Origin of the sequence: Belnapia arida, from assembly GCF_016773205.1 — a bacterium.
Lineage (GTDB): Bacteria > Pseudomonadota > Alphaproteobacteria > Acetobacterales > Acetobacteraceae > Belnapia > Belnapia arida.
The window spans coordinates 56,100-72,384 of the sequence record NZ_JAETWB010000023.1 but is presented as its reverse complement, the minus strand read 5'-3'; the positions used below and the strand labels follow the sequence as shown (position 1 = coordinate 72,384).

General features: G+C 64.2%; 11 protein-coding genes. 8 read left to right on the top strand and 3 right to left on the bottom strand.

Annotated elements, in window-relative coordinates:
* Window positions 1–406 precede the first annotated feature (406 nt).
* Window positions 407–3,169 carry a PAS domain-containing hybrid sensor histidine kinase/response regulator gene (locus JMJ56_RS24955; RefSeq protein WP_202834469.1) on the bottom strand — a complete coding sequence of 921 codons (2,763 nt, stop codon included), beginning with the start codon at window positions 3,167–3,169 and terminating at the stop codon, window positions 407–409.
* Window positions 3,150–3,365, bottom strand: coding sequence for a type II toxin-antitoxin system ParD family antitoxin (locus JMJ56_RS24950; RefSeq protein ID WP_202834468.1), 216 nt, complete (start codon window positions 3,363–3,365; stop codon window positions 3,150–3,152). Before JMJ56_RS24950 ends, JMJ56_RS24955 begins: the two co-directional genes overlap by 20 nt.
* Window positions 3,366–3,587: 222 nt before the next feature.
* Here JMJ56_RS24950 and JMJ56_RS24945 point away from each other — a divergent pair, with 222 nt between their 5' ends.
* The 3 genes from JMJ56_RS24945 (at window position 3,588) to JMJ56_RS24935 (ending at window position 7,908) form a co-directional block, all read left to right on the top strand.
* On the top strand, window positions 3,588–5,714 hold the full coding sequence (locus tag JMJ56_RS24945; protein WP_202834467.1) for a PAS domain S-box protein: 2,127 nt from the start codon (window positions 3,588–3,590) through the stop codon (window positions 5,712–5,714).
* A 1,070-nt stretch (window positions 5,715–6,784) separates the two neighbouring features.
* The gene (locus tag JMJ56_RS24940) at window positions 6,785–7,633 is read left to right on the top strand and encodes a substrate-binding domain-containing protein (protein ID WP_202834466.1); all 849 of its coding nucleotides are present in this window, start codon (window positions 6,785–6,787) and stop codon (window positions 7,631–7,633) included.
* 86 nt (window positions 7,634–7,719) lie between these two features.
* Window positions 7,720–7,908 (top strand): hypothetical protein, encoded by a 189-nt coding sequence (locus JMJ56_RS24935; RefSeq protein WP_202834465.1) that lies wholly within the window; start codon window positions 7,720–7,722, stop codon window positions 7,906–7,908.
* 643 nt (window positions 7,909–8,551) lie between these two features.
* Here JMJ56_RS24935 and JMJ56_RS24930 read toward each other — a convergent pair.
* Window positions 8,552–9,511, bottom strand: a complete 960-nt coding sequence (locus tag JMJ56_RS24930) for a ketopantoate reductase family protein (RefSeq protein ID WP_202834464.1) — start codon at window positions 9,509–9,511, stop codon at window positions 8,552–8,554.
* Between the two features lie 803 nt (window positions 9,512–10,314).
* On the opposite strand from JMJ56_RS24930, the gene JMJ56_RS24925 reads away from it, so the two are divergent.
* From JMJ56_RS24925 to kdpA, 5 genes are all read left to right on the top strand, one after another.
* Window positions 10,315–11,523, top strand: coding sequence for an NAD(P)/FAD-dependent oxidoreductase (locus tag JMJ56_RS24925; protein WP_328702466.1), 1,209 nt, complete (start codon window positions 10,315–10,317; stop codon window positions 11,521–11,523).
* A gap of 618 nt (window positions 11,524–12,141) precedes the next feature.
* On the top strand, window positions 12,142–13,239 hold the full coding sequence (locus JMJ56_RS24920) for a TRAP transporter substrate-binding protein (RefSeq protein ID WP_202834462.1): 1,098 nt from the start codon (window positions 12,142–12,144) through the stop codon (window positions 13,237–13,239).
* A 227-nt stretch (window positions 13,240–13,466) separates the two neighbouring features.
* Window positions 13,467–14,030, top strand: a complete 564-nt coding sequence (locus tag JMJ56_RS24915) for a DUF4337 domain-containing protein (protein WP_202834461.1) — start codon at window positions 13,467–13,469, stop codon at window positions 14,028–14,030.
* A gap of 435 nt (window positions 14,031–14,465) precedes the next feature.
* Complete coding sequence (kdpF, locus tag JMJ56_RS35640; protein WP_202834474.1) at window positions 14,466–14,552, top strand: K(+)-transporting ATPase subunit F; 87 nt, start codon at window positions 14,466–14,468, stop codon at window positions 14,550–14,552.
* A 16-nt stretch (window positions 14,553–14,568) separates the two neighbouring features.
* Window positions 14,569–16,278 (top strand): potassium-transporting ATPase subunit KdpA, encoded by a 1,710-nt coding sequence (kdpA, locus tag JMJ56_RS24905; RefSeq protein ID WP_202834460.1) that lies wholly within the window; start codon window positions 14,569–14,571, stop codon window positions 16,276–16,278.
* Window positions 16,279–16,285: the final 7 nt, after the last annotated feature.

Genomic DNA, 16,285 nt, shown 5'->3' with positions numbered 1-16,285 from the left:
TCGGGTAGCGCAGCTTGCTGCGGTCGTATTTTGGCCGGTTCTCGGGCGTCCACATGGACGCCCTTCTTCCCGCACCCCCCGCCGGCAGCCAATCACAACCGATTCAAATCACTCGATCTGTTCCCGGATGGACACTGAGAGTTACTGAGATCTTCGGGCGTAGCGCTACCCTCGCTCCTTTTTGCCATACTAAGCCCGTCCAATCGCGCCTGAGCCGCTCATATGGGCCAGTAGAGAACGAACCAAGCGAAGCAGGCTGAGTTCCTGAGATTCGCCATCTTCTACTTTGTTGCAGGGGTAGGCCTGGATCACTCAGGCGGGCTTCGTCCCTCTGCCACCGCCTGAACGCGCTCTCCAGAAGGAATGCAAGCTAGCGTTTTTAGACCAACTTCGCTTTCGCCGGTACCTATCCCAGGTGGCGGAGCGCTTTTGACAGGTCTTCAGGAGAATAAGGTTTGTGCAAGAGCGCGAAGCCCTTGGCTCCATCCTCTGTCAGTACGTGGCCGTAGCCACTGGTTAGAATGACCGGCAGGCCCGGCCAACGGCGCCGGATCTCTTTTCCGAGGTCCACTCCATTCATTCCAGGCATCACCACATCCGAGAACACCACATCAAAGCGGCTTGCGTCCTCGTCCATGAGAGCCAGAGCAACCTTGGCATTCGGTGCCCAAGTAGCCAGGAAACCAGGATCTTCCAATACTTGCCGCGCGAACTCGCCGACCTGGGTGTTGTCCTCGACAAGCAGCACATTTCGCCGGTTCATCACTGATGCTTCGGCTTCTGCATCGGGCCTTGGGATCGTCAGCATTAGCTTGGTATCAGCGCGGGGCAAATAGAGCGTGAAGGTCGAGCCCTCACCAGGTTTGCTCTCGACGTGGAGTTCGCCGCCGGACTGCTTGGCGAAGCCATAAACCTGTGACAGCCCCAACCCGGTTCCCTTACCAACCTCCTTGGTGGTGAAGAAGGGCTCAAAGATCCTGCCGAGCGTCTCGGGCAGGATCCCGGCACCTGTATCGGATAGTGAAACCGCAATGAAGGCGCCTGGCGTGCCCGCATGCCCACGCGTCGCCGGTACTGAGGTAGCAAGCCAGGTCTGCATAGCCAGGCGCCCCTCGCCGTCCATTGCATCGCGTGCATTGACCGCCAGATTGACCAGCGCCGTCTCGAACTGGTTGAGGTCAGCCTCAACTGCGCAGTCCGCACACTCATTGGACGCCGTGATCACCACGCGCATTCCAACAAGGGGGCGGATAAGCTCGACAACACCCTGAACCCGTTCGCCAACGATGAATACCTCAGGCGACAGTGGCTGCCGACGCGCAAAGGCCAGGAGCTGGCGTGTGAGTTTTGTTGCGCGATCGGCAGTATCTGAGATTGCATCAACGTAGCGCCGCCGTCGTTCCTCCGAAAGATCAGGACGCCGGAGCAGACTGGCAGACGAACGAATGACGGTCAGCAGGTTGTTAAAGTCGTGCGCCACCCCGCCAGTAAGTTGGCCGACGGCTTCAAGCTTCTGGCTTTGCCGTAAAACTTCTTCCTGTTGGCGAAGCTGCTCGGTACGACGTGGTACCTCAACCTCGAGTTCCTCATTAAGTCGCTGCAGCGTCCGCTCGGAGTGCCGTCGATCAGTTACGTCCAGCATGGCGCCGATCATTCGTAGCGGCTCGCCACCCGGCCCGCGCACCATGAAGCCGCGATCGAACACGTCGGCGTAGGTGCCATCGGCACGCTGAAAGCGGTACTCATTGGACCAATGGGTGCCGGTGCCATCAATGGCGGCATGTATTGAGTTGCGGACCCGTTCGCGGTCGTCTGCGTGAATGTGCTCCATCCACCACGTCCCTGAAGGGTCGACCTCCTCCAAGGTATAGCCATGCGCCGCGCGTAGCGCTTCGTTCCATTCTACGTAATCACGCCTTAGGTCCCAGTCCCAGATGGCGTCGTTGGTGGCCCGCACCGCCAGCCGGTAGCGCTCCTCAATGGACCACCGTGCCTCCTCGACCCGGCGCTGGTCGGTAATATCGACATTCGCCCCAACCCATTCGCGGATTGCACCATTTGCGCTGCGAACCGGAACCGCTTTCGCTGCGGTCAGACGCCATTCTCCATCCGCACGGCGCAGCCGGTATTCCGCATCGAGTGGCGTCCCTGACGCAACAGCCCTTGTCCATGCCTCAACGATGCGAACGCGATCGTCCGGATGAATTGCATCCTGCCAACTCGTGCTCAGCCACTGCTCCGGCGTCTGGCCAGTGAAGTCGCGCCAATCTGGCGAATCCTCCTTGGCCAGTCCTTGAGGGTCAGTTGTCCAAACTATTGCCGTCGACGCGGCCGCCAACGCCCGAAAGCGCTCTTCACTCTCCCGCAGCACTTCCCGCGAGCGCTCTCGCTCGGTCACGTCACGTGAGGAGGCCAATAGGAAATCCGGCTGCCCATTCACTCCCGGTACGGAAGTGACCTGAAGGTCCCACCATCTCGCTGCGCCTTTTAAGGTCGGTGCATACCCATGGAGGCGACCCACTCCTCCAGCCGCAGCCTCGGCCAGCGCCGCTCTCACGCCGTCCTGCTGCTCCGCCGGCCAAAGGGTGACGTAGTCCTTACCCGCGATCTCCGCAAAGCTGCTGACCTCCAACATTGCAAGTCCCGCAGCGTTCATGAATGTCACACACCCATCTGGGGCGAGGAGCTTGAGGCAATCAGCACTACTCTCCAGCACGTTCCGCAGCACAGCTTCGCTGCCACGGAGCTTTTCACCAGCCAAATGCTGATCTGTACGGTCGCGCACGATCTTAGCGTAGCCGATGTGCTCGCCTGTCTCATCGTCTTCGAGCCGGGTCATGGAGCCAGAGCCCCAAAAGCGGGTACCATCCTTGCGCATGTGCCACCGCTCGTCCGCAGCCCGACCGCAGCGCTGGGCCTGCACCATCTCCCCTGCACAGACATCGGCCACTTGGTCTTCGGGCGTGAAGATCATGCTGGCGTGCTGGCTGACTGCGTTGGCTTCCGACCAACCCATCACCCGCTCGGCGGCGCTGTTCCAGCTGGTTATGATGCCGTCCAAGCAAATGGTGAGCACAGCGAAATCGGCTGTGCTCTCTAGCACCAGTTCAGCCAAGCGGCCTGGGCTCGGCAGCCGATGCCGGGCGAGGTCAACCTTGCGGCTGTTCATCAGTGGCGCTCGAGGTAGAGAAAGTAGGACTAGGAGCGTGCATCGCGGGCGGAAGGGTCTCCACACGCTCCAGTAGGCGGAGACCAGCACGGACAACCTCGCTGGAACTCTGATAGCGGCCTGATGCGGTAAGGCGTTCGACAAACCGGCATAGCTCGGCCGTCAACGCAACGTGGAGGCTGTGATGAGCAGGCATGCACAACTTCTAGCGGCGGTGTGATCAGGGTGTCACCCAAAAAAACCCATGAGGCGAAACTATTTTTATTTCGCACCAAAATTCCTGCCAGTTGTCGCCGGTGCGGCACCAAATTGGGTTCGCAACATAAAAGAGCTGCTTAACCTGGGGTTGCCATTCTAAGTTTGGTATATATTTGTTTTGGTCATGCGTCGGGAGGCGCAGCGCATTGAGGACGACGGATTGCAGACGCTTGTGAAGACCAAGGTCAGCCGGGCCAAGCTACGGACGCACCTCGGTGCACTGGTCGTCTCAGCGCTGCTGCCAGCCTTTGCCGTAGGGGCCATTGCCGTCAGCGCCGCCGTCGATAGCTACCGCCGCAGTTTCGAAGATAGGCTGCAAAACACAGCCGCCGCTCTCGCCAGCGCTGTTGGCAGCGAAATCGAGATCTACACGGCATCCCTCTTAGCGCTCAGCACCTCAACCAATCTCGACAGCGACACCCTTGACCTTGGCGCATTTCACGAGCGTGCCGGCTGGGTGGCTGCCGGTCTCGCCAGCCGCCTCTTTCTGATCAAACCTGACGGCACGATGCCGCTGCATACCGACTTCCCGTTCGGCACCGACATGCAGGCCAAGCGACCCGTGCGCCAGACATCCGACATTGCCCGCCAGGTATTCGAGACTCGTCGTCCCGTTGTTGGTGACGCCATTCTGGGCCAGATGACTGATCGGCTCCTGACACCCGTTTATGTTCCCGTCATGCGCAGTGGTCAGGTGACCTACGCATTGGGCAGCGTCATTGAGTCACAACGCCTCTCCCGTCTTTTAGCTGTGCAAGGGTTTGACGACGGCGTGTACGCGAGCCTTATCGATGCCCGCGGTTCAATCGTGGCCCGCTCGGCGGATCAAAAGCAGTATGTTGGCCAGCAAGTGCGTGATTGGGTGATGGCTGGTGTTCGCAACCGCAATGATGGCGTGCTGACCGGCGAGAACCTAGTTGGCGCTCGAATAACCACCGCTTTCCATCACGTCGCCCCTTTCCCCGGCTGGACCATTATGGTCGCAGCCCCAGACGCCACCTTTTACGCCAGCTTACAGACACCGCTTGCCACCTTGGCACTCGGCGGTCTTGGTTCGCTGGCACTGGCTCTTTTCGTCGCCGCACGCTTAGGTCACCGCGTCCTGATGCCGGTAGCCTGGCTGACCCGCAGGGCTGAGCGGGTCGCGTCCAGCGAGGGCGAAATCGAACCTGAGGAGCCACCGGTTCGAGTACACGAGTTTGAGCGGCTGCGTAGAGCGGTCATGCAGGCCCATCAGGCGCTTCAGGCGCGGGCCGCAGCGGTGAGTGCTGGCGAGGCCCGGCTGCGCGCCGTAGTCGACACGGCTGTCGATGCCATCATCGTCTCCGACAGCAGGGGCCTTATCCAGTCTCTCAATCCTGCCGCCAAAACGGTTTTCGGCTACAGCCAGGATGAGGCAATAGGGGCCAGCATGACGATGCTGATCAGTGAGGTCAGCGGAACTGAGTCGGACGATCCCGTTGCGATCGCAGCCGTAGAAACGCAAGGACAGCGCGAAGCGGAGGGTTACTGCAAGGATGGCTCGGTGGTGCCGATCGAGCTCTCCATTGCCGAGTGGCATGACGAGGCGGGCAGGCAGTACTTTACCTGGATCATACGCGATATCTCTGTGCGCAAGGCCGATGAAGAACGGCGCGTGTTGCTGGCTCGCGAAGTAGACCATCGTGCCAAGAATGTGCTCGCGGTGGTGCAGTCGGTGTTGCGCTTGAGCCCACGCGATGACCCGAAAGCCTTCGTGGCTGCTGTTGAGGCCCGTGTAGGTGCACTGGCTCGCGTTCACTCGCTGCTTGCGGAGCGAGGTTGGGGCGGTGCCAAACTTCACACCGTTGTAGAACAAGAGTTGGCTGTCTACGTGACCTCGTGCCCGAAAGTTCGAGACCAACGTCAGTCAACAGTGGTGATTAGTGGACCTCCCGTCGCGCTTGTGCCCGAAGCGGTTCAGCCCTTCGCCATGGTGCTCCATGAGTTGGCCACCAACGCCGCGAAGCATGGGGCGATGTCGGTGCCGGACGGACGTGTGGACGTGCGCTGGCACATGGACATCACGGCCGCATCCACAACGTTATGGCTCCGATGGATTGAAACAGGTGGTCCAGCAATCGAAGGCAACCCAGTGCGCCGTGGCTTTGGCTCACGCGTGGTCGACGCCACCATGCGGGGTCAACTTGGTGGCACGATAGAGCGGTGCTGGAATCGGACTGGCCTTTCTGTGGAGATGAGCGTTCCGGCGACACGTGTGATGGCCAAGGAAGGCCGGAGGACTATTGCTGCTTCGAAGGTCACCTGACGCTCTGAGGTGATGCCGAATTGCTGGTATCCACATTGACGAAGAGGGCGGTGCGAGGCGGCCTACCGTAGAAATCCCTGCTTCGATTCGCTGATTTGCTCGGTGGGAGGCTTACCGCAGGTGAGGAAGCGCCGACCTCAGCCCTTCCTCATCGCCCACGGCACCCAAGTGACCGCCATGTGCGTTCATCCCTCGCGTCACCGCAGGAGGGCAGGCCTATGCAATGCCGCATGTGCGACACCCCATACATGATCGGTCCCGGTATTGGGCCTTACTGCCCGGAGCTGGAATGCGACAGCCACGAAGGGAAAAGCCAGGGCGACCTTGAAGTTATCGACCAATTCGAGATGCAGCGTCGGCAGCGGGACGGCATGGTTTTCGCCGGTATGCCGGACGCAGCATTGGCCAGGTTGAGGGCGCTGTGTCGGGCGGACTGCAAACGAACCGAGGCCATCTGGCACGTAACTAAGACCAGAACTCCTTGCTTGGGCTGGCGCTGATAGCCACGGCATCCAACATGCGCGGCATGAGCCTGCCGCCCGACGACCAGATACCGCCCGCGAAGCCGAAGCTCTCGCCCGAGGAGCGCCGGCGCCGAACCGACGATCGGCTGAAGACCATCCGGTTGAAGATGGCGATCGGCCGCGAGCTGGATGAGCGGAGCATCACCAAGCCCGCCGAGATCGGCGCCGCTTGGGATGCCGCCGGCCGAGGCGACCAAGCTATTGACCCGGCATCAGTGGCGCGAGGGCGATGTTGCGCTGCTCAAGGATGCCGCAGCACGGCTGGGGGTGCAGGTGTCGGAGCCAATAGGCATCTAGGCGGGCCAACCGGCAGCGTGGCTAGCTAGTAAGCTTGCTTGCTTGCCTCGCTGCGAACCTCGTTTGGCTAGTTTGTGATGAGGTCTCCCATCCTCGTGGCCCTTCGGTTCGATAGAGGGCGGGCATACTGCTTGCGGCAGGGAGCCAGGCACTGTCTCACCTTGGTCGCGGACTGCCATCGGTCCGCCTCTCCCTGCCTCCTCAACGGTTCAGCTTTACGAATTCAGCCTTATTCGCTCATAAAGCTTCATGCCCATCCTGCGACGCACGCTCCCGGCGCTTTTCGCCTCGCTCACAGCCTCCTCCCGGCCGGCGCTTGCGCAACCGCAGTCTGCACCTTTCATCACCATTGCCTCTACCACTTCGACCGAGCAGTCCGGCGTGTTCGGCCATATCCTGCCGGCCTTCACCCGGTTCACCGACATCGCCGTGCACGTTGTGGCGTGTGGCACCGGTCAAGCCCTAGATATTGGCCGTCGAGGCCAAGCAGATGTGGTGTTCACACACGATCGGCCGGCGGAGGAGCGATTTGTAGCAGAAGGCTTTGCTGCGCCGTGCGGCCGCCGCCCGGTGATGTACAACGACTTTGTTCTAGCCGGTCCGATAACTGATCCCGCCAACATCCGCGGCCTGCATGACCCGGCAGAGGCGCTCCGCCGCATTGTCGCAGCGCGAGCGCCTTTCATCTCTCGCAGTGATCACTCTGGTACCCACACCAGAGAGCTGCGGCTTTGGCAGTTAGCAGGGCTGGATCCTAGCGGCGACCGCGGATCCTGGTACCAGACTGTAGGCCAAAGCATGTTGCCGGCCCTCAACACCGCCGCAGCCCAGCAAGCTTACATCCTGACCGATCGCGGCACTTGGATCGTCTTCCATAAGGAGTGCGGTCTGGATGTCTTGGTCGAGGGCGATCGGCACCTGTACAACCAGTACGGGGTGATGGTGGTAAACCCAGTCCGCTTTCCGCAGGTAAAGATGAAGGCTGGGCAGGCTTTTGTGGATTGGGTCACTGGCCCTGTAGGACAGGCTGCTATTGCCTCACACAGGTTCCAGGGAGAACAGCTTTTCGTCCCTAATGCGAGCTCCTTTGATGCGTGATCCGGTGATCACCAAAGACGTGGAGCCTCCCCCGCCACGATCGGCATAACGGGCGCCGTACCGCGGATCAGCTGAAGACCATCCGGTTGCGGATGGCGATCGGCCGCGAGTTGGACGAACGGGGCATCACCAAGCCCGCCGAGATCGGCGCTGCGCTCGGGATGCCGCCGGTGGACGCGACCAAGCTGCTGACCCGGCGCCAATGGCAGGAGGGCGGTGTGGCGCTGCTCGAGGCCGCAGCGGCGAGGCTGGGGGTGTGGGGGTCGGACCAATAGAGCGCCGTTGCCTGGGATGGCTACTCGCGCATCCGTTGCTGTCACGGCTTGATCCAGACCAAGCATGATCATCTCACGGGGCGGGCTAGGAGCCATCCCTAGCGGCAGCTGGTCCCCACCGTCTGCCTCCCCCGGCAAGAACTCTGCGCCGATACTGCTGACCCCATTGATGCCGCCTGGATCTTCCGGGCGGCCCTTTGGGTATTCCGCCGCGAGACAAGGCAGCTCAATCAGTGCCGACAGACCGCTCAAGAAAGCGCGCCTTGCGGCTTGGTGGCAGGAAGAGCAACAGGCGGCCAGCTATTCTTGTTGCGGGAGCCGTAAGGGGTAGGCCACACGGTGGGCTGCCTGTTGTCTGCCGGGGCTGGATGGCCCCCTCCCGCCACACTCGCGCAAAGCCGACTTGGGCAGCGCCGCTGCTGGTGCGGAACGCTCGCAAACCCGCCCGGCCGGGGCGGCGTTGGCGGGCTGTTCATCAAGAAGCTCCCCACTCAAAGCCGCACCCCCAGGCGGCTCAAGGCCGCTCCCCCGGGCGGCCTTTCCTTTGCGTCCAAGCCGATTGCGGCAGCGCCGGCTCACGTGCGGTGAGGGGTATCACCGCAGGTGACGGGCGTGCGCGATCAAAGCACCGCGCCGCACAAGGCTAGCCGCCTGGCAGTCTGCCGGCGTCGCGGCGGGCCTCATAAGCTTTGGCGTGCAGGTAGGCCGCCTCGTGCAGTTCGTCGGGCAGCCCGGCGCGCCGGGCTGCTTCAAGCATGAAACCGAGCACGTGGTCGGCCTCGATTCGCCGGCCAACCTCAAGGTCGCGCAGCATTGAGGCGGCGGCGCCGGTGCTGCCGGGCAGGGCACCTCGGAAGAAGGGGAGGAGTTCCTGCTCCATCCACTCGGGCCGGACCGGTTGGCCATGCGCGGCAGCGATCGCGACGTTGCGCTGGGCGAGCCGCTCCAGCCACGCACTACCGCCCGGGGCGCCGGCGACTTCGCCGAGGTTCGCGCGCATCAGCACCGTCGCCGCAGCGAGTGCGCCGAGAAAAACGAGCTTCTCCCACATGCGGCGACGGATGTCGGGTGCCGCCTCGACCCCGACCGGCGTGCGGGCAAAGGCAGCCCGCAGCGCCAGAACGCGCTCTGACATGCGCCCATCCAGCTCACCAAATTCGAGGGCGGTGAACGGGGCGAGGTGGCGCACCACGCCGTCAGGCCCCAGTGTGGCCTGGATCTTGGCTAGTCCACCGAGGACGCGTTCCTCACCGAAGGCGGCCCCGAGCGCTTCGAGGTGCGCGAGACCGTTGAGCAGCGGTAGGACAGCAGTGCGTGCGTCCACCGCAGGGCGGAGCGCCTCAATCGCATCATCAAGGTCGTAGGCCTTGCAGGTGAGCACCACCACGTCCCAGCCGGGCCGAAGCTCCTCGGCAAGCAGCACGCGCACCGAGCCGCACCAGGCGCCCGCGCTCGGGCTCTCGATCACTAGACCGTCGCGGTCGAGCTGCGTCTTGCGGTCGGGGCGGACCACGAAGGCCACCTCCTCGGCTGCACCGGCCTCGACCAGTCGTCCGCCAAAGTAGCCGCCGACTGCGCCAGCGCCCAAAACCAGGACCCGCATCGCCACCTCCCAGATATTCCGGTCGTCGGCAACTTTCGGCGTTAAGGCTGCTGCCGCGCAGTGCCGAGGCCGCCCGATCCTGCCCAGGTCCGGTCCCCAGAGCTAGCGGCTTCGTTGCTCCTCATTGCCCATGATGCGGATGCTGCAACCCCGCGATCACCCCCACCCGCCGTCGAACAGCTCGAGGCGGCGGCGGATCGGCTGGGGGTGCAGGTGCCGGAGCCAGGCCGCGGCTGCTGAACGAGATAACAGCGTAGCATCCAGTCTGCCGGGGGCAGGTGGCCTCCTCTCTCCACACCATCGTCGAGGATGACGCTGGTGCTGGGCATCTCTGCGCACATAAAACGGAAAGCTAACTCGTTCCGCATTCGTGACTGGTCAGCGCCACCGCTGCCATTGCTCAATGTGGTGCCCCGTAAGGCGCATTCTTACGGCACTGCAGGAGTGAATCCTGCCCGCGTGGCGAGGGCGTATCCCTCGCTCGATCGGGCGCCGGGCCGAACGTCCAGGGCAGAGCCGCTCGCCGAGGAAGCTTGGCGAGCGGCTCCCGCAGCGGCCTCGTCCTGGTCTGCGATGGGTGCGGCGACACCCGGACCTGGACCCGCGACGACCTCCTCGAAGCCGTGGACGACGCCAACCTGAATGAGATCGGCGCCCTGAAGTGCGCAGCGCCTCCCTGGCCTTGCGGTTTTGATTGCCGCCGACCTTGGTCCCAAGCAAGACTGTAGGCTGGGTGGCTTCGCCGCCACGGGACGGCGCCCACGACCTGCGGAGGGTGGCGCTTGTCGGAAGAGCCGGATGTAGTGGTCGTCGGAGCAGGGGTAGCAGGCGGCGCCTTGGCCACGGTTCTCGCCCGCGGCGGTCTGGACGTGCTAGTGTTGGAGAAGTCGCTGGTCCATCGCGACCGGGTCCGGGGCGAGTTCATGGCCCCTTGGGGGGTGGCCGAGGCGAGCCAGCTTGGCATCCTCGACCTGCTGGCTGCCGCCGGCGCGCACTACACCGTGCGCTCCGTCCCCTACCGCGAGGGCCTCGACCCTGAGGCGGCGCGGACGAGAGCCTTCGACCTCGGGGCCATGCTGCCGGGCGTGGCGGGCGCGCTGAACATGGGCCACCCCCGCCTATGCGAGGTGCTGGACGCCGCGGCACAGGCGGCTGGGGCGACCCTGCTGCGTGGCGTGCTCGACCTCGCCGTGGAGGCCGGCGAGCGCCCGCAGGTGACCTTTACGCACGACGGCCGCCGACGCGAGGTGGCGCCGCGGCTGGTGGTCGGCGCGGACGGGCGCGGCTCGGCGGTGGCGCGACAGGTTGGCGCGCGCGCCGAGACCGACCCCGTCCACCACATCATGGCGGGCCTGCTGGTCGAGGGGGCGGAGGCGTGGCCGGAGGGGGACCAGACCATGGGCACCCACGGCGAGGCCACGCTTTACGTCTTCCCGCAAGGTGGCGGCCGCGCGCGGCTCTACCTCAACCACGGGCTGGGCGAACGTAGGCGCTTCGCCGGTCCCGAGGCGGCGCAGAACTTCCTCACCGCCTTCCGCGTGCCCTCACTCCCACACGGGGAGGCCCTCGCCGCGGCGCGGCCGGCCGGGCCCTGCCACGGCTACCCGAACGCGGACAGCTGGGTCGATGTGCCGGTCGCGCCGGGGGTGGTGCTGGTCGGGGACGCGGCCGGGCACAACGACCCCACGATCGGCCAGGGACTGAGCATCACGCTGCGCGACGTGCGCCTCGTCTCCGAGGTCCTCCTCGGCGGTGGCTGGGAGAGAGGCGCCTTCGCACCCTACGTGGAGGAGCGGCGCGAGCGCATGCGGCGCCTGCGCTTCGCCGGCCGGCTCGTGTCCGCGCTCAATGCCGAGTTCACGGAGGAGGCGCGCCAGCGGCGCCTGCGCGCCTGGAGGCGCATCGCGGCCGACCCGACCGTGGCGCTGCCGATGGTCGCCATGTGGAAGGGCCCCCACGGCCTGCCGCCGCACATCTTCGAGCAAGGGGCATGGGACCGGCTGCTCGGCTGAGCAAGATGCGGCGAGGCGCCTGCCTGGACGGGCTTCCTTGGCGAGCTTTCCGGGCATGATGCTGAGGCGGGTGAGGCGCCGCGACCAGCGGCGCCGGGCCGCACCCTGCTGGATGCGTTTTCCAGGCCGGTGAGGGCCTTCCTGGTTGCTGGGTGGTGTCGGCCAACCAGGTCGGTAACCGGCCCTGGCGGGTTTCCCCTGGTGGCTTGCTAAGCGTGGTGTGGCGGCGGGAGGCATCGCCCAAATGCGGTTCCGGCCTGCATTTGATAACGGGCTGACCTACAGTAAGCGGCGGTTTATCGCATGTCAGCATGCGTTGTGAGATGGCAGCTGCGTACCCGGGAGGAGAGGAGAGCAGGCTATGGCTCAGAGGCTGCTGCAGCATTAATGAATGTCGTGTCGTCAGTCTCGGTACCAGTGATTTCGTTGCAAGAAGGTTCGAGCACCCTGATCGTCGACCAAGCCAAGAGGGCTGGCGATGCCGATGGGGCGATCAAAGCGGGTAAAAGCTCGGCCGGGATCCCAATAGCGATCATGGAATTTTTGCAATCTCAGGGCCGGTTCTGATATCGAAAACTCGAATAAGTCGAAACTCCGTTCAGAGTCCGTTGCGATACCATGGTGGGACTGGTCGCCACACTCCGAACTCGCCGCGTGGTCCGCTGGGCACGGCGCGCCATCCTGGCATTTGTTGGCGCAGTCGCACTCGGGCTGACGCCGGCTGCCGGGGAAAACGCAGCCACGATCCATCTGCGGATCGCGGGCGGGCTCGGCGGCGTCACCCAGTACGAGCATTACGAGGCCCCGTTCTGGACAACGGAGGTGCCGCGCCTGACCAATGGCCGGGTCCGGGCAGACATTGCGCCATTCGATGGCAGCGGCATCCGTGGTTCCGACATGCTGGGGCTTATGAGGCTGGGCGTCGTGCCGTTCGGCACCGTGAGCCTGGCTGTCGCTGCCAGCGACGAGCCGGAATTGGCCGCGATGGACCTGCCGACACTCAATCCTGATATCGCAACCCTCCGCCAGTCACGGGACCTGCTGCGACCGCGGCTCGAGACCGTCCTGCGGGATCGGTACAATGTGCAGCTGTTGGCGGTCTATACCTATCCTGCACAGGTACTGTTCTGCCGGGAGCCATTCTCCAGCCTCGCCGATCTGTCCGGCCGGCGGGTCAGGGTCTCCTCGGTCGGGCAGAGCGAGATGTTGGAAGCACTGGGGGCCGCGCCCGTCGTCATCCCGTTTGCCGGAATTCGCGGTGCCCTCGAGCACCGCGCCGTGGAATGCGCGATCACCGGCAGTCTTTCGGGCAATGCGCTCGGGCTGCAGGTCCTCACCTCGACACTGTCGCGGCAGGCCATCGGCTGGGGCATCTCCTTCTTCGGTGCCAACCTCGGTGCCTGGACCGGATTGCCGCCGCAGGTGCGGACCCAGATCCAACACGGGCTGAGGGCCCTGGAGACCGCGATTTGGCAGGCGGCAGAGCGCGAAACCGAGGAGGGCTTCCTCTGCAATGCGGGGTCACCCCGCTGCGTTCGGGGCAAGCCGGGCCGCATGGTGGTGCTCGAAGACACGCCGCAAGATCAGCAGCGTCGTGCGCAGCTGCTTCGAAGGGTCGTGCTGCCGAAGTGGATCGAGCGGTGTGGCGAGGATTGCGTTGCAGTCTGGAACCGCTATATGGCCGCAGCGCGCGGCAGCATCGCAGACCCGAATTAGTTTAACGCAATCGCCACCTTGCGGAAGCATCTCTACTGCAGCACCGCCCACCTCCTGCTGCTCAGCCGATGCTGCGTCACCCGCTCGAAGTGGCGGTGCTACGTTGCAAGCGTAAGTCACCGCCCGAGCACGGGATGATAACGCAACCTCGCGCGCACGAGCTTTATGCTTTGAGCTGACGGCGTGAGGAGATGCCGCTTTGGTCCCCCCAATCGACGGACGAGCCGATGTCTGACCATGCTGCAACCGAGGCCGCTGAGAAGGCAGGCGAGAACAAGCGGGTTGCTCTGCTGATTGCCGCCCTTGCTCTGGCGTTGGCGCTCACGGAGGTTGCCGGTGATGATGCCAAAACCGAGGCGCAGTTGCGCAATGTCGAATCGGCCAACCTTTGGGCCTTCTTCCAAGCACGCGCTATCCGGCAAACCATCCTCAGCGCCGAGGCGGATCGGGCGGCTCTCGATGTTGCCCAGCTCTCGGATCCCGCAGCACGTGCAGCTCTCGAACAGCAGATTCAGCGCTGGCGTTCTACGGTGTCCCGCTGGGACAGCGAGCCCGAAACCCGCGAGGGACGGCGAGAGCTGATGGAACGTGCCCGCGCGGCGGAAGCCTTGCGCGACCGGGCCATGGCGGAGGATGGGCGCTTTGACGCAGCGTCCGCGGCCATCCAGGTCGGCATCGTGCTCGCCTCAGCGGCCATCATTACCACGATGCCGATCCTGGCCTGGGTTGGCGGCGCGCTGGGCCTGTTCGGCGCTGCATTGTCGGCGCTCACCTATGGTGCGGTGCTCTGATGCTTGGTTCGGACCGCTCTATAGAAGGAACGGAGACCTTATGCTAGGGCAATCCACCTATGTCCATGGGAGCATCAGCTCTACGCTAATCTCTATGATCTTATGGTGGTTAAAGCCAAGTTGCTCAATGCGATACGGCGATCGCTTCGAACTCTGCATATAGAGTCATCTGTCATACCACCTGTCGACTGACGTTGGGCAGGCCAGCAGTCTGAGACACGCGAGCAGGCCGATCAGCCAAGCTTTTATAGTTTTTTTACGCATCTAAGCCGCCATTTATATAGCTCCGTTACGCAGCAAGCTCCTACGCCTCTTCGGTGATCATACCGTTCACCGGAGGCGATTGTGCTCGACGTGCTTCTCATGGCCCTTGGCCTTGGCATATTTGCTCTGCTAGCCGCCTACACCGCCGCCTGCGAGCGGGTGTAGGGCGCCATGCTCGAACTCGTGCTCGGCGGCGCCGTCACCGCCGGCCTGCTGATCTATCTGCTCTGGGCGTTGCTGCGCCCCGAAAGCCTGTAAGCGGGGCCGCCACATCATGACAATTCTAGGATGGGCGCAGATTGCGCTCGTACTCGCCTGCGTCCTGCTCGCCGCGATACCGACCGGGCGCTTCATCGCGCGCGTTGCCGCCGGTGAGCGCACATTTCTGCATCCAATCCTCGGGCCGGTCGAGCGGGCCATCTATGCCCTGGCGGGCGTCGACCCGATGCGCGGGCAAGATTGGAAGGGCTATGCGCTCGCCATGCTCGCCTTCAGTGCAGCGGGCTTCGGCTCACTCTATGGGCTACTGCGACTGCAAGGGGTGCTGCCGCTGAACCCGCAGGGCTTCGATGGCATGCCGCCCTATCTTGCTTTCAACACGGCAGTCAGCTTCGTCACCAACACCAACTGGCAGGCCTATAGCGGCGAAGTGGCTGCGTCCTACCTCAGCCAGATGGCAGGGCTGACGGTCCACAACTTCGTTTCCGCCGCGACTGGCATCGCCCTTGCGCTTGCCCTGTCGCGGGCCTTCGCCGCCGGGAAAGTGTCGCAGCTCGGCAATTTCTGGGCCGACCTCACCCGCGTCACCCTCTACGTCCTGCTGCCGCTCTCGGTGGTGGTCGGGTTCGCCTTCGTCGCGCTCGGCATGCCCCAGACTCTCGGCGCCTATGTCGAGGCCTCGACGCTGGAGGGCGCCCAGCAGGTCATCGCGCTCGGGCCCGTCGCCTTCCAGGTCGCCATCAAGCATCTCGGCACCAACGGGGGCGGCTTCTTCGGCGTCAACGCTCTGCACCCCTTCGAAGGCGCGAATGCGCTGACGACCTCGCTGCAGATCTGGTGCCATCAGGTCATCCCCTTCGCGCTTTGCGTGACCTTCGGCGCCATGGTCGGTAACCGGCGGCAGGGCTGGGTGCTGCTCTCTGTCATGCTTGGCTTCGTCATCGCGGCGACCGCCGCCATCTATGCCGCCGAGGCCGCGGGCAACCCCCTGCATCTCGCCGCCGGTGTCGACGCCGCGCTCGGCAACATGGAGGGCAAGGACGTCCGCTTCGGGCAGGCCCTGGTGGCGCTGTTCACGGCTACGACCACCGGCGCCTCCTGCGGCGCGGTTAACGCCATGTTCGACAGCTTCACGCCGCTGGGTGGCATGGTGCCGCTGTTCCTGATCCAACTGGGCGAGGTGCTGCCCGGCGGCGTTGGGTCCGGCCTGTACGGCATGCTGATCTTCGTGCTGCTCGCGGTCTTTGTCGCCGGCCTCATGGTCGGCCGCACCCCCGAGTTCCTCGGCAAGAAGGTACAAGCGCGCGAAGTCAAGCTCGCCATGCTGGCGGTGCTGGTGCTGCCGGCGACCATCCTCGGCTTCGCCGCCATCTCGATGGTGCTGCCGGCGGCCCTGTCATCGCTGGCGAACCAGGGCCCGCATGGCCTGACCGAGATGCTCTACGCCTACACCTCGGCGGCCGGGAACAACGGCTCGGCCTTCGGCGGCCTGACCGCTGACACGCCCTGGCTCGACACCACCCTCGGCATTGCCATGCTGCTTGGCCGCTTCGCCTTCGTGGTGCCGGTCATGGCGATCGCCGGATCGCTGGCGGCAAAGGTGAAGGTGCCAGAAGGCACGGGCACCTTTCCGACCCATACGCCGCTGTTCGCGGGGCTTCTTGCCGGGGTGATTCTGATCCTCGGTGGCCTGCAGTTCCTCCCCTCCCTTGCCCTGGGTCCGCTCGCCGAGCACTTCGTGATGCTCGCGGCGAAGACCTTCTGAGGTCCGC

What these genes read in the sequence shown, in the direction of transcription:
- JMJ56_RS24915 (WP_202834461.1), top strand. Translation starts at nt 13,467, where the DNA reads ATGTCTGACCATGCTGCAACCGAGGCCGCTGAGAAGGCAGGCGAGAAC.
- JMJ56_RS24930 (WP_202834464.1), bottom strand. Translation starts at nt 9,511, where the DNA reads ATGCGGGTCCTGGTTTTGGGCGCTGGCGCAGTCGGCGGCTACTTTGGC.
- kdpF (WP_202834474.1), top strand. Translation starts at nt 14,466, where the DNA reads ATGCTCGAACTCGTGCTCGGCGGCGCCGTCACCGCCGGCCTGCTGATC.
- kdpA (WP_202834460.1), top strand. Translation starts at nt 14,569, where the DNA reads ATGACAATTCTAGGATGGGCGCAGATTGCGCTCGTACTCGCCTGCGTC.
- JMJ56_RS24920 (WP_202834462.1), top strand. Translation starts at nt 12,142, where the DNA reads ATGGTGGGACTGGTCGCCACACTCCGAACTCGCCGCGTGGTCCGCTGG.
- JMJ56_RS24955 (WP_202834469.1), bottom strand. Translation starts at nt 3,169, where the DNA reads ATGAACAGCCGCAAGGTTGACCTCGCCCGGCATCGGCTGCCGAGCCCA.
- JMJ56_RS24950 (WP_202834468.1), bottom strand. Translation starts at nt 3,365, where the DNA reads ATGCCTGCTCATCACAGCCTCCACGTTGCGTTGACGGCCGAGCTATGC.
- JMJ56_RS24940 (WP_202834466.1), top strand. Translation starts at nt 6,785, where the DNA reads ATGCCCATCCTGCGACGCACGCTCCCGGCGCTTTTCGCCTCGCTCACA.